The sequence below is a fragment of the Candidatus Nitrosotalea bavarica genome (genome assembly GCF_900167955.1).
Lineage (GTDB): Archaea > Thermoproteota > Nitrososphaeria > Nitrososphaerales > Nitrosopumilaceae > Nitrosotalea > Nitrosotalea bavarica.
Window position 1 is genome coordinate 172,277 of the sequence record NZ_FUYK01000003.1, and the last position, 12,460, is coordinate 184,736.

The window sequence follows — 12,460 nt, forward strand, 5'->3', positions numbered from 1 at the left end:
TGACTTAACGTCCACCCTGAGATAGGATAGGAGTTAATGTCACAGTAGATCTGACCTTTGCAAGTCGTCTGATTTTGTGAGTTATGATTGACTCTAGTGCAGATTGGGAATCAGCTTGCAATTTTACAAATATGTCATATATTCCATATGTGCCTCGTACTTCTTTTATTTCAGGAATTTTTGCAAGCTCGGATATAATATCAACTTCAGAGCCCAGATCACAGTTAATCAATATGTATAGTGATTCCATGAATAAAGTCTGTTTTTGCCACATAAAATGATATCCATATTTAAAAAGGCGTATTCGATAACTCTCGTATGGCAAATGATACTGTATTTGTAAGAGAGATAATTCCAATCGATGTAAAAGACGGCTATGTCATCGATGGTTTTCCATACACAGGTTTAGCCAATGCCATAGCAACAGAGTCACTTGTCAATAACACATCTCAGTTTGAATTAGCAGGCGTTCTTGATTCAGAACTATTTCCTCCAATCAGCATAGTAAGAGACGAAGTGCCAAACTTTCCAGCAAGAATTCTAGTTAATAAAAATCTCAAACTGGCAGTATTTTCATCATATCTTACTCCACACGAATCAATCCATCGCGAAGTGGCAAAGACCATGTTAAAGTGGGCAAGCGACCATAAATGCTCATTTATCATCAGTAGCTCTGCAATCAAAAGTGATGAGGACACGCCTTTTGTGATAGGAGTTGGAAGTACAGATGAGGCCAAGAAAAAACTACGTGATGCAGAAATTCCAGTATTAAAAAATGGTACCATCCCAGGAATTCCTGGAATTTTGTTAAACGAGGGATTGATATCAAATATCAATGTAATAGTACTGTTGTGCAAAGCCAGAGAATCAGGACCTGACTATAGGGCAGGTGCAGAGATTTGCATGGCAATGTCAAAACTAGTTCCAGGGGCTTCATGTGATCTTAAATCATTACTACGAGAAGCTGAAGGTATTGAAGAAAACCTCAAACAGACCGAGCAAGATGCAGGTCCAATCCGAGATGCAATTTACGGATGACATACCAGGAACGTTCCATTTCTAAAGATAACTTGGAAAAAAATTTAAGGTCATTGGATTCTGATGAAGGCATAAGAATTGATAGCGAGTCAGATCACATATTTATCAACAAAACCTCGAAAAGATACTGCATAAACATTTCAAACAATGGCAAAGATGAATTCATCTACAAAAATACAGTAAAAGATGCATTTGACTTTCTACAAAACCAGATTACCCAAACATCAAAATTTTTTGTATACTAGATATCATCCACAGTCCAATTCTTCAACATCAGATTTACATTCAGAATTAAATTGAGAAATTTTTGCATTTAGCATATCACATGTTTGTGGATCTTGCGTCTTGCCATAATTTTGTATTTGACTGACAATACTTAGCTGACGCAATGGACAGACAGTTGATGATTCTGTATAATATGAGATAAATGCCAGAGTAGATCCAACTGCAATTATAATTAAAATCCACTTTTGCTGCCTATTGAGCATTCTAACTTTTAGAAACATCTATCTCTATAGTTGAGACGTTTCTTTCTTTTCCATCTTTTGATTCCAATCTCTCAGAGAAGATCCTCACACCACTTACCTTGTATCCCATTGCACTCATTCGTTTAACTATCATTTGAGATACGTCCACTGCGGTGATTATACTTCGACCTCTTGCCTTTATAGTGACAGTAGGCTCATTTGCTAAAAGTGTCAGAGTGGCATTAAGATATGTCAAAAGGGGTTTTTTACCAATAAATATGATATTAGGCGGTCTTGACATACGACAACTCTTGTTGTGTTTTATTTAATAGTTAAGGTTCTTTTTTTCTATATATCGTTGCAGTATGTTTTCAATATCGTCAGATTGTGATTGTTTTACCTCATCGATTACATCTTTTTCTGTTATTTCATAGCAATTTAGCATATCATTTTTTTCTTTGTAAAACAACAATATTTTTTCTTGATATATGCAATAGTATAGCTTGTCAACTTCCATCTTCTCTGATCTTATTTTGACACCTTCGGATTCTACTACAATAGGATAATCCACATTTGATTTAGAGTGAGAGGATATTTAGATTATATCAATAGACAAAAACTCCTAAACATAGCAATAACGTAATAAGGATTTCAAATCATAAATTCATTGTGAGCAGTAGAGTAGTACTCCATATCGATTTTGATTATTTTTATGCCCAGTGCGAAGAGATTCGCAAGCCAGATTTGAAAACAAAGCCTGTTGTAGTATGTGTATATTCAGACCGTGGTGGAGACAGCGGAGCAATTGCAACTGCCAATTATGTGGCAAGAAAATATGGCGTAAAATCTGGAATGCCAATCAAGTTTGCAAAAAAGAAGTTAGAAGAAGTTCCAGAGGCGGTATTTTTGCCTACAGATTTTGATTACTATACCGAAGTTTCAGATAGTGCAATGAGCATAATCAGAAGCTATGCCGATGTTTTTGAATATGTTGGAAGAGATGAGGCATATCTTGATGTTACAAACAGAGTGGAATCTGATTTTAAAAGGGCGGCGCATCTATCACAGCAATTAAAGAATTCTTTGCGCAGTGCAGTAAAGATATCAAGTACTGTTGGAATCTCTGCAAACAAGCTTGTCTCCAAGATTGCCTCAGATTATAAAAAACCAGATGGTCTTACGATTGTCGAGCCAGAAAAGGTAGAGTCATTTTTAGATCCTTTGCCAATAAGATCAATTCCAGGAATTGGCAAAAAATCCGAGGAGAAACTTGCTGAAATTGGCCTTGAAACAATATCACAACTTCGTGGTGTAGACGTCTTTACACTAAACGGATTATTTGGAAGAAAAGTTGGAACCTATATCTACAATGCTGCACGCGGTATTGATGATGAAGCGGTATCTCCAAGACACGATCCTGTCCAATATAGCAGAATTATCACACTAAAACAAGATTCCAAAGATTTTGATTTTCTTGTAAAAGATTTAGAAAAATTATGCGACGACCTACACCAAGCAATTGTAAAAGACGACATATTGTTCAAGTCTGTAGGAATACAATTTGTACAATCTGATCTTTCAAGCAGAACAAAATCAAGGACTCTAAAAAATCCAACATCGGGCCTTGATGAATTAAAAAAAGCTGCAATCCAATTACTAAAAGAATCACTAGAAGATCAAAGACTATTAATCAGACGACTAGGAGTTCGGGTCTCAGATTTTTCACAGATTCATGGACAAGTAGACATTACAAGATTTTTTTAAATCCGTACACCGACTCGGGATGCCAGACGCTTGTGTTCATCATGAGATATCCATTCCACATGTAGATATTCAAATATCTCATCGTCTTTCATTCCAAGCCTTCTTGCCTCCTCAACTGCAATCTCATAGGCTTCAATTTCGGTAGGCCTATCAACATATGCATATGAACTGTCATAGAGATCAAGACCAGCCCTTTGCTGTTTCACATGGACCAATTCATGAATTATATCAAGATAAAGAATTTTTTTTTCAGAGTTTTTTAGATGATCTCGTCCTACTACAATTGATGCGTCCTCATTTTTAACATGCATGTAATGACTACTACCATCTACAATAACTGGAGTGTTTTCAAACACGTCTTCTAGAACTTCATGAGATTTGAAAACCTTGAAAAGTATCTCGACTGTTTTTAGATTTACAAATATGTCTTCAAGATTATAGATTCCATCTTGTAAGTCTCTATTTACTTGGATCCTGTTCATGCTTTGCAATCTCTAGTTTTTTGATACGTTTTGTTTCAATATATGTAACTATGAGCAAGAAGATAAACAGCCACGGCAGGAACATAATCTCTCCTGCAATTCCATGAAATGACTCAAACTCGTTTACATTTGTTGATACCTTGAGTACAAAGATGGATAGCGAGAATATCCTAATTACGTTAACAGTAATTGTTCCCACTACGCCCATGACAAAGTAGCCAATTTTTCTATTCCTTGGAATATTCATCTTTAACAAGAACGCCATCATTACAAGAGAATAGATAATCATACTGTGGACACCGGCAGAGGGCCAAAACACTTGTAATGCAAATGGACCATGATCCCCATTTAGAAACATGACATTACCTTGTGAAGTGGCATGACCCACGTGGAATGCACCAATTAGAAAAACATCAAGTTTTACAAGATATGGCACTACGTATTGCAACGGACCTAGTGAATCATATGGGAAAAATGCATCAAGTGAAAGTATGATTGCAGTTCCTGCTGTATATATCGGTCCAGCAGGAGATATTCTAATCCATCTTTTTCCAAATAATATAGTCATACTTGCAATAAAAAATGCGGCAAGTACAATAAAGTCCCACATCCAAGTCCATGAATATACAACCTGTATGTGGAATTGAGGAGCAATAGAAACTAGGTAATCTTTCAGTCCTAGATGTAAAGCGATAAGGTAAACAATCACTGCTGCTGCAAGAGGAATAATTGTCAGTAATTTTTTCTTTGGAATCTCTAATTTTAGACCGATCAATTCTGCTGCGATAAAGGCCATGGCAAAGAGAAATCCACCCCTGCCCTGATTCCAGCCAAGACTAAACGAGTCTGGAAACACGGCTAGTGCAAATATCACAGGTGATGCAAGTATAGCCAGTGCAAAAATGATGCTTTTGTTTTGCAATATATCACGTCCAGATTGTGTTAAATAAAAACTCTAGCAACTAGAAAAAATCTGAAATTGATTTTTGTTTTTTTGCCTGATACAACTTGCTGTGAGAGATCCATTCATTTTTCCCTATGCTTAATGCCTTACAAGCATTGTCAAGCCCCTCTAGAAAATTTGTAACTTGTATAGGTTTTTGTTTTAATGCCATTCTAACTCCTTCCCTTACTTGCCAAACACCAACAGGTACCGCATATTCTGGCCTGATCTCACGCAATACCATCACAGCTGCTTGCAATTTACGCACATCAAGATATTCAGATACTGCAAGTCTTGATGCAAAGTGACCACCTGCAGTTTCAGGATAGTGTTTTAGTCCTGTAACATCTTCAAAATCACAGCCAAATCCTACATTTCCCTGTTCGTCATACCATGCTTCTTGCATCTCAAACATCCACCTGCTTGGAAACATTATGACGCAAAAATAGTTGCCCAGGTGATTATACGAAAATACTAGAGTTGTGTCAAGTATATCATATTCAATTATTTTTTCTGCAAGTGCTTTTGAAATAGTATCATCTGTTGCAGTAATGCTCCAACGAGTAGGAACAAGTTTACGGTTTTTTCCAAACATTCCAATACTAAAACACTTTTGAATTCTTGAGATCTCTATTCCCTTGTTGAAAAGATCAACTACTGCATCTTGCGCCAAGAGGTCTTTGTCATAATATGACTTTTGGATTTGTTTATCAGAAGATGAGTTTGAAAACGTGGCAGATTTTATTTCTCCTATTGGGCCGAAAATAGGGCTGTCGCCATCAACTGAGACAACAGGCGAGGCATTTTTTACAAGTTCCATCTGTGCGTCAGTCGACTTGACTGACATGGACATCTCTTGCAGACTCTCAATGTATCGTTGTCCAACATCCTCCACCTTTACTGGTTTTATTCCACGAACTAGGCTCAGTCTGTAATTTACTATATCTTCAAGACTTTTTCCTACCCATTTTTCAGGAGAATCAAGTATTGCAGTATCTCCATGAATTGGAGGCAACATTGGACCTACCAAAACTTTTGGATATCCATATGCTCCCACAAATACAGATGGCGGAGTAGAACCGTCAACATGATTAGAGGAAAAAAGATTTCCATAACGCGAAAGGTATTCTTTCCAGTTTGATTCTATTGCCTTTCGTATCTCTGCAGCAGTGCGCTTCACGTAATTTCTAGTATCATCATGCTAATAATATTATTTAGCTAATCGGTTTTGAGTTATATTCAGCTTGTTTGCAATTTTATAATATGGACTCAGAAACTTTTGGAGTAGAAAAAGGATACGGAATTTTAGCTGTAGAATGGATGAATGCAGAAGCAAAAAAAGACGGCCTAAAGTTTGAGGCAAGACTGTACAATTACGAAATTACAACAAAGAATTTTGGCACATTTGAGATGTATTCATTAATTGCAGATCCTAAAGCTGCAAGAGAGTTAACAATGAAGGCAAGCAAGCGATTTAAGATCAAAGTTATAGAAGGAGGATACAAGACAAGAAAACTTTTGGTCAAAGTGGCCAAAAATGAGTACGGAATGGTAAAAAAAGTGGACAGAATAATAGGCCAGGTTGAATTCGAGTCATCTAGATTTTCACGTGGCGGCTGGAAAGTAACAAAAGAAGAGAGAAGATAACATAGTAATTTTGTACCGCCAGTGCGGATTATAATTAAAAATTATCAGGCATTTACAGTAAGATTGCTTTTTCCATTTTTATAAATCAAATATGCATGATGATTTTCTTGCAGTTCCGTGAGCCATCTCATCCATTCGTTATTTGCCTGTATCTGAGATAGGTCATATGTACACAATATAGAGCCGTTGAGTTTGTCAAAGATACTATTATGGAATATTTTTTCAAATTTGACTTGAATAGCCATTGCAGTTTCTGTTCCCACATCAGGAATGAGCCTTCCTACTATTCTGAAAGATATTTCTGGGTTTGGTAGTATTTTTTGAAGTGATGTTTGAATGGAATCTAAAAAATCTAAAGAGTCTTCTGCCGGATTTCCAATATTGAGAATTTTTAGTAATTCTTTCTTTTTATAATGACTTACATTAATGCCAAAAACTAGCATTTCTTTTTCAACTTGTTTTACGTCACCATGAGTAAGATAAATCGATAATTCATTTTTATCAAGACCCTCTTTTAGGAATTCAAATTCTATTTTGTGGCCAATTGCAATATCATCAGATGCAACCATGAGATGTTTTTTAGAATCAAATAAGCCAAAAGATAATTGAGAATTCATGTGGTTAAAAGTGGTACTAGAAATCTATATAGTTTTATTGGTTAAAAGACAGGGATGATGATGCCTTGGCAAGCAATTGAGCAACTTTGATTGGTTCAGGTACAGAGCCCTGGACAGTAACCAAGTCTAGAAATTTTTTTGCCTCTTCCAACAAACAACCTTCATTTCTCAAGTATAGTTTGTATCCAGTGTGTAAAGTAATCTCTGTTCTTTTACCAAGTTTAGAATATTGTTCTAGTTTTGTTTCATATGAATTTGGAAAATGATGTCGTATTGTATCCTCAATTCCTCTAGATTCTTCATACGTTACTCCAATGACTGGAATTTTTGTTGTTTCCCAGATTTTCTTGATGTCTATAATATTATACATAGAAATTACAAGGCCTGAAATTATAATATAACTAATGTCGTCTCGATTTAACCTAGAATACATATCAAGAATTGCGTCAGTTGCATCATCTCCCTCTATGGTACATTTTCCAAACACAAATCCATCAATGATAAAATCTCGTCTAATAACTACACCTGCAAGTCTAGAGAAATCATCACCTTGCTTGAAGCTCTCAGCAATGGCAAGCCCTCTTAGGCCCTTCTTTTCAAGATGTATATGATTCATTATTTTTTATTTTTGAAAATCTTCTATAAACCAGACCTATGACAACCATACAAATTGCAGTCAAGACAGACCACGAAGCCATGGCAGTAGTATCAAGCAGAGTCAACTCATAATCCAATATGACATAGATCTATTTTAGTGAATTTAGAAGACAAAATGATATCGGATATATTTATAATAAGTTAAATTTATTTTATTTTTCCGCTCCCCACAATACGAATAGTGGTAGACTCGGGTTTTAGAATTACACAGATCTCACCTTTTTCACATACAGCCGGTTTACCAAGAGAGAGTTTCATAGGATTAAGTGAGACAATTTTTGCAGGTCGTATTTGTAACCCTAGGCTTACAAGGAACATTTGGTTTTCAGATAATTTATCTTTAAAAAACTTGCTTTGTATGTAATCAATTTCAATCTCTTGTGATGTTAAAGATGCATCAGGAAGAGAAAGTACATCACCTCTTTGAATGTCATCAGGGGTAACGCCCTTTGCCGCAATACCTACTCTTGCAGGAGAAACTGCCTCTGGTACAGTATCATCATGCATTTGAATTGATTTTACCATTACATCGAGACCTTTTGGAAAAAGTTTGAGTGTGTCATACTGTTTTATTTTACCTTGTACAATTTTACCCAGAATTACTGTCCCTACACCTTTGACATCAAAACAATGATCAATTATGATTTTGGGTTTACCGTCTGTTGAGATAGGCTCTAGTTGATCAATTTCTTTTTTTAAATTTTCAGGTTCAACTATTTTGTATTGTTCTACAACAGTACCTTTTATCATTGAAAGTAACGTGTTTCTGTCAACATCAAAGGTATGAGACAAAATACCTTTTTTCTTTTCTAAAACATCTAGTGCGATTATCTGCTCTCCTGTAAATTTATCTAATTTTGAGACATGCAGTATGACATACTCGCCCATACTAATTGCCTGAAAAAGCGGTTGGATCTTGTCTGGAAATGAAGTAGGAATAGTCCATGTTCGCAATGTATCAGACTCTTTTCTATCATAAATTGTAATATCAGTCGAAGTTCCTTTCTTTCCAAAATCTTTGGCAAGCGATTCATCACCTAGTAATGTAAAATTTATTGATTTCATCGATTTGTGAAAACAATGAAACTAGTAAAATATCTTGTGGAAATTAATTCGTTGATAAAAATTAGAAGAGAAAATATGAATAACAGGTATTGTTCTTGTAGTTTTTATCAGTTATATTATGAATGAACTGCCCATCCACGCTGAACCAGTACTTGAGCAACAGAAGAATCCACACATGCGGCAGAGCCATCCTCTGCTTTTAGAATCAAAGAAAAACCTTGTTCACATGTTACAGATTTTGGAGCAACTCCAGATTTTACCTCCTCTAAGGGTGCCATCATTTTTGGTGCGGGAGCATTAGTCATTGGCATCGACATTGTATGATTCATACCAGGAGACATCATTCCGGTATGATTCATACTTTGGTACATCATACCAGTGTGGTTCATACCAGGATACATACCAGTGTAATTTCCATGATGATACATTGTATGGTTACCACCAGCTGAATTAGTTATGGTTTGAAAAGTTGGAGCAACTGCGGTAACATTAGTTTGGGCATAGGACATACCAACTGGCAAAACCAAGGCACTTGCCAAAAACATGACTATAATCGACATCGTTGTAACTTTCAACATACATACTTTTTCTAATGGCTATTTAAATTTAAAGAAGAAATTCTCATCGTCGCAACTGTGAATAATTTTACACCATCTAGAGACAGTCTACTTCATGTATTGTCACTAGACCGTTACCATCCACTATCTTTTTTATCTCAGGAAGAACAGATTCTATTTTTGATTTATCATCAACAATCTCAATAATCAGAGGCATGTTTACTGTAATTCCCTCAATGTGAAGATCTGACGCACCATGTTTTCCATATCCTCCAATTCCAGTCCAAACAGTAGCACCTGTGATCTGGGATTTTTTCAAAAGATCAAGAATTACATGATGTGTTCTTTTTCCGTCTGTATTATCATTCTTTTTTATTCGTATTGTAAGACAGTACATTTTGACTCTGTTCATCTAGCGAAATCCTCCTTGAAGAATTACAGTCATCAAAGATTTTCCGCCAAAGATAGCACCTATCGATAGTCCCACATTTGCAATTATATTTACTGCCACAAGTCCCAATTGCTTGTTATCAAAAAGATTACTTGTTTCCAATGCAAAAGAGGACATTGTTGTAAGAGAACCACAAAAGCCTATTGCTATTAGCATTGCATATTTTTGATCAAGGCTCCATTGTTGAGACATGACTGCAAACAAACCCAAAATGAAACTTCCAATGATATTAACAATCAAGACATTTACTGATAGAGTTCCTAAAAGTAGTGGAGATTCAGTTATTCGATACCTAAGAAAAGTTCCTACAAGCCCACCCACTGCAATAAAGATTATTACGATTGGCTTCATTTTTGATTAACCACATTATTTGCTCAATATAACTGCAAGAATCAGATCTACCTTGTAATTCAATTCAAGTCTATGGTTTACAATTAATTTCCAAGGAATAAAACTTGGTTTGCTCGTATGTCGTAAAAGCTTGAAACCCATTTTATTTAGTTGCAGCCTCAGTGATTTTGCGTCAAGTTTGACTTTGACAGAGTTTTTACCTCGTTCATAATCATACGGATCTGAAAGTATTACAAATCTTCTAGTTTGATTACGTATAATTTTTAAAAGTTTCAAAGGCTCAATTAATTCTAATACATTAAGTGCCACGCTTAGTTCAAATTTTTTATTACCAAATGGATGTGACAAAGAATCCGCTAGAAAAAAATCAGAGTTTTTGATTTTACGTTTTTTTGCTTCCAACAAGGCAAAAAATGATTTGTCTATTCCAAAAACTTGACTGTGATATTTTGCCAGAACAGCAGATATTGCTCCTACAGAACAACCATGCTCTATTACAGAGACGCATTTTGGAAGTGTCTTTATGATATTTTTCACTTTTGTCTCAAATGATGTATGTTTGCTTTTTTTGTATATGACAGCCCAGTTCTTTTCCAAATTAGTAGTATCTTCTCCAACATATTTTATTTCATGTAGAGATTTTTTTATCAGAGATTTTATTTTTAGATTTTTTGCGTGCAATAATAGATACCCTCCCAATTTGGCTCTAATTGAAAAATAGGAAGAAAAGTCTTCCAATAAAAATGGAATTGATGAAATTATAGGATAGTTGGCAGTACAGTGTACACAGGAAAGAATACCCTCAACAACTTCATTGTTCTTCTCAAAGATTTCAAGTTCCAACTTGTGTCCACATTTGACACATCTTAGATATACCAAGCTAGATTCGTACAATAAAATTCAACAACCATCAAGAGATTAAGGTCCAAGTGGTAATTTGTTAGACTAAAATATCAACAAACAATTGAGATATGCATGATAACAGTAGATTGTAAGGGCATACCGTCTTTAAAATCGCCACTAGCCGTCTACACATCGGACCAGGTAGGTGCAGTACCAGCATTAAAAATAAATGAATTCATGCTTGCTCCACTAAGTGAAGAAGAAATTGATTCTGCCGGAGTCATAAAAGCAATCAAAAGTTTTCTAGAGTCATTATCTATTGAGAAACACTTTGCAGTCATACAGAAAAAAGATACAATTTCTATAATACCATTAGACGATTACAAATTAGAGGAACGCCCAACGCAGCCAACAGACCAGTTTTTCTCTTGTGTACATTGTGGTCATCTCACCCAGTTTGAAACAGTTCACAGAAACCACATGAAAATACATTATTTGTAGACGAGTAGTAAAAAACTAGGAATATTTTATTTATTGAGATACGACTTCGTAAAATGTTGGCTTTGGAAGACCTTCCATGAAAGAATGTCCCTTTGATTGTATCCTAAAGTGTTCCTGAGTTTTATGCATAGTTTCAAACTTTTCCTTGGTTTCAAATTCTACCAAGATTACATGCTTACCATTATGCGTCTCAAGTAGCCTTCTCCTTACAAAGCCATCAAATTTTGAAAGTTCCGCATTGGATTCCTTGATCCAGTCCTTAAATTCATTTTCAGAACCTTTCTTAATCTGAATTTCTGCGGTAACTACAAACATGAAATTAGACAGTATTGATTTCCATAAGAATATTTCTAAGATTACCAAATCCAGTAAACGACACGTACAATCCCCTTAATGCCAAACACAATACTTTATCTCAATAATGCTAAATAACGGACTAATTCGATCAAAATGTATGAATGAGAAACTCGTGGCATATGGTGCCATCGCCGCTGCCATAATTGTAATGACAACCATAGTGTTCCCATTTTGGAATTTAATTCCAACCATGGTTACAGAAAAAATGAAGGTTGTCTATGTAGAAGATGGTAAATGTACTGCACAGACAGTCGATGGATACATCATTCGCAACATACCCTGTACTGCAAAAATTGGGGACAACATCACTGCGTCGTATGATGTTAAAGTAAAAGACAGAGAACGCAAAATATAACAGATTATAAAAGTTTTAGATCTTTTGTAACTTTGTCTATCATCTCTTCTGGAGCAGGCCCTATGGAAATACAAGTAACTGTTCCAGGCTCTATCTGGGTATGTCCTGCATCTGTCACTTCAGACCATGGTAGATCATGCGATATTGCATCTCGTTTTATTTTATCCAATTCTGACAAGCTTGACACCTTGAGAACTACTTTTTGCTGGCCATATCTCTCCCATTGATCATACCATTCTCTTTTTGATTTTCGCACATGTTCAGCCCCTAAAACACATGCATGTCCCACCTGTGCAGCAATCTTTCCAGCACCCATGCCAAGATCTTTTCTTACAACTATTACCTGTTTAATTACACCCATACTA

General features: G+C 35.7%; 21 protein-coding genes. 5 read left to right on the forward strand and 16 right to left on the reverse strand.

Features of this window, described 5'->3' with window-relative positions; translation table 11 throughout:
- Positions 1-4: 4 nt before the first annotated feature.
- Positions 5-250, reverse strand: a complete 246-nt coding sequence (locus tag C0Q33_RS01960) for an Lrp/AsnC ligand binding domain-containing protein (protein WP_101476920.1) — start codon at positions 248-250, stop codon at positions 5-7.
- Positions 251-318: 68 nt separating this feature from the next.
- Between C0Q33_RS01960 and C0Q33_RS01965 the strand changes: the two genes are divergently transcribed.
- Positions 319-1,038, forward strand: a complete 720-nt coding sequence (locus tag C0Q33_RS01965; protein ID WP_101476921.1) for a proteasome assembly chaperone family protein — start codon at positions 319-321, stop codon at positions 1,036-1,038.
- 248 nt (positions 1,039-1,286) lie between these two features.
- Here the strand turns inward: C0Q33_RS01965 and C0Q33_RS01975 are convergent, their stop codons facing one another.
- The 3 genes from C0Q33_RS01975 to C0Q33_RS01985 are packed head-to-tail and all read right to left on the reverse strand — an operon-like array spanning position 1,287 to position 2,076.
- A complete protein-coding gene (locus C0Q33_RS01975; protein WP_101476923.1) occupies positions 1,287-1,544 on the reverse strand; it encodes a hypothetical protein in 258 nt (85 codons plus the stop codon).
- Positions 1,528-1,806: an AlbA family DNA/RNA-binding protein gene (locus C0Q33_RS01980; RefSeq protein WP_101476924.1), complete on the reverse strand. Its 279-nt coding sequence runs from the start codon at positions 1,804-1,806 to the stop codon at positions 1,528-1,530. The genes C0Q33_RS01975 and C0Q33_RS01980 overlap by 17 nt, the downstream gene beginning before the upstream one ends.
- A gap of 24 nt (positions 1,807-1,830) precedes the next feature.
- Positions 1,831-2,076 (reverse strand): hypothetical protein, encoded by a 246-nt coding sequence (locus C0Q33_RS01985; RefSeq protein WP_101476925.1) that lies wholly within the window; start codon positions 2,074-2,076, stop codon positions 1,831-1,833.
- 98 nt (positions 2,077-2,174) lie between these two features.
- Between C0Q33_RS01985 and dinB the strand changes: the two genes are divergently transcribed.
- Complete coding sequence (gene dinB, locus C0Q33_RS01990) at positions 2,175-3,269, forward strand: DNA polymerase IV (RefSeq protein WP_101476926.1); 1,095 nt, start codon at positions 2,175-2,177, stop codon at positions 3,267-3,269.
- Here dinB and C0Q33_RS01995 read toward each other — a convergent pair.
- Genes C0Q33_RS01995 through C0Q33_RS02005 form a run of 3 tightly spaced genes read right to left on the reverse strand, consistent with a single transcriptional unit; the run spans position 3,266 to position 5,874 of the window.
- A complete protein-coding gene (locus tag C0Q33_RS01995) occupies positions 3,266-3,751 on the reverse strand; it encodes a hypothetical protein (protein ID WP_101476927.1) in 486 nt (161 codons plus the stop codon). The genes dinB and C0Q33_RS01995 overlap by 4 nt on opposite strands.
- Positions 3,729-4,676 (reverse strand): thaumarchaeosortase, encoded by a 948-nt coding sequence (artG, locus tag C0Q33_RS02000; RefSeq protein ID WP_101476928.1) that lies wholly within the window; start codon positions 4,674-4,676, stop codon positions 3,729-3,731. The genes C0Q33_RS01995 and artG overlap by 23 nt, the downstream gene beginning before the upstream one ends.
- A gap of 37 nt (positions 4,677-4,713) precedes the next feature.
- Positions 4,714-5,874, reverse strand: a complete 1,161-nt coding sequence (locus C0Q33_RS02005) for an Nre family DNA repair protein (protein WP_101476929.1) — start codon at positions 5,872-5,874, stop codon at positions 4,714-4,716.
- Between the two features lie 83 nt (positions 5,875-5,957).
- Here C0Q33_RS02005 and C0Q33_RS02010 point away from each other — a divergent pair, with 83 nt between their 5' ends.
- Positions 5,958-6,341: a hypothetical protein gene (locus C0Q33_RS02010; RefSeq protein WP_101476930.1), complete on the forward strand. Its 384-nt coding sequence runs from the start codon at positions 5,958-5,960 to the stop codon at positions 6,339-6,341.
- 44 nt (positions 6,342-6,385) lie between these two features.
- Here C0Q33_RS02010 and C0Q33_RS02015 read toward each other — a convergent pair whose 3' ends face one another.
- The 7 genes from C0Q33_RS02015 to C0Q33_RS09070 form a co-directional block, all read right to left on the reverse strand.
- Entirely contained in the window at positions 6,386-6,958 is a 573-nt protein-coding gene (locus C0Q33_RS02015; RefSeq protein ID WP_101476931.1) for an MEDS domain-containing protein, read from the reverse strand.
- A 34-nt stretch (positions 6,959-6,992) separates the two neighbouring features.
- Positions 6,993-7,574, reverse strand: coding sequence for an endonuclease dU (locus tag C0Q33_RS02020; RefSeq protein WP_101476932.1), 582 nt, complete (start codon positions 7,572-7,574; stop codon positions 6,993-6,995).
- 188 nt (positions 7,575-7,762) lie between these two features.
- Positions 7,763-8,680 carry an EF-Tu/IF-2/RF-3 family GTPase gene (locus C0Q33_RS02025; protein WP_101476933.1) on the reverse strand — a complete coding sequence of 306 codons (918 nt, stop codon included), beginning with the start codon at positions 8,678-8,680 and terminating at the stop codon, positions 7,763-7,765.
- Positions 8,681-8,796: 116 nt separating this feature from the next.
- Positions 8,797-9,255: a hypothetical protein gene (locus C0Q33_RS02030; protein ID WP_165776410.1), complete on the reverse strand. Its 459-nt coding sequence runs from the start codon at positions 9,253-9,255 to the stop codon at positions 8,797-8,799.
- 79 nt (positions 9,256-9,334) lie between these two features.
- Complete coding sequence (locus C0Q33_RS02035) at positions 9,335-9,649, reverse strand: DUF190 domain-containing protein (protein ID WP_101476935.1); 315 nt, start codon at positions 9,647-9,649, stop codon at positions 9,335-9,337.
- Positions 9,650-10,039: a fluoride efflux transporter CrcB gene (gene crcB / locus C0Q33_RS02040; RefSeq protein WP_101476936.1), complete on the reverse strand. Its 390-nt coding sequence runs from the start codon at positions 10,037-10,039 to the stop codon at positions 9,650-9,652.
- Between the two features lie 15 nt (positions 10,040-10,054).
- The gene (locus C0Q33_RS09070) at positions 10,055-10,933 is read right to left on the reverse strand and encodes a class I SAM-dependent methyltransferase (protein ID WP_133120981.1); all 879 of its coding nucleotides are present in this window, start codon (positions 10,931-10,933) and stop codon (positions 10,055-10,057) included.
- 81 nt (positions 10,934-11,014) lie between these two features.
- Between C0Q33_RS09070 and C0Q33_RS02050 the strand changes: the two genes are divergently transcribed.
- Positions 11,015-11,383: a hypothetical protein gene (locus C0Q33_RS02050; protein ID WP_101476937.1), complete on the forward strand. Its 369-nt coding sequence runs from the start codon at positions 11,015-11,017 to the stop codon at positions 11,381-11,383.
- A gap of 30 nt (positions 11,384-11,413) precedes the next feature.
- Here the strand turns inward: C0Q33_RS02050 and C0Q33_RS02055 are convergent, their stop codons facing one another.
- Positions 11,414-11,698 (reverse strand): antibiotic biosynthesis monooxygenase family protein, encoded by a 285-nt coding sequence (locus tag C0Q33_RS02055; RefSeq protein ID WP_101476938.1) that lies wholly within the window; start codon positions 11,696-11,698, stop codon positions 11,414-11,416.
- Positions 11,699-11,837: 139 nt separating this feature from the next.
- On the opposite strand from C0Q33_RS02055, the gene C0Q33_RS02060 reads away from it, so the two are divergent.
- Positions 11,838-12,095 (forward strand): hypothetical protein, encoded by a 258-nt coding sequence (locus C0Q33_RS02060; RefSeq protein WP_101476939.1) that lies wholly within the window; start codon positions 11,838-11,840, stop codon positions 12,093-12,095.
- Positions 12,096-12,099: 4 nt separating this feature from the next.
- Here the strand turns inward: C0Q33_RS02060 and pth2 are convergent, their stop codons facing one another.
- Positions 12,100-12,456: a peptidyl-tRNA hydrolase Pth2 gene (gene pth2, locus C0Q33_RS02065; RefSeq protein WP_101476940.1), complete on the reverse strand. Its 357-nt coding sequence runs from the start codon at positions 12,454-12,456 to the stop codon at positions 12,100-12,102.
- Positions 12,457-12,460: the final 4 nt, after the last annotated feature.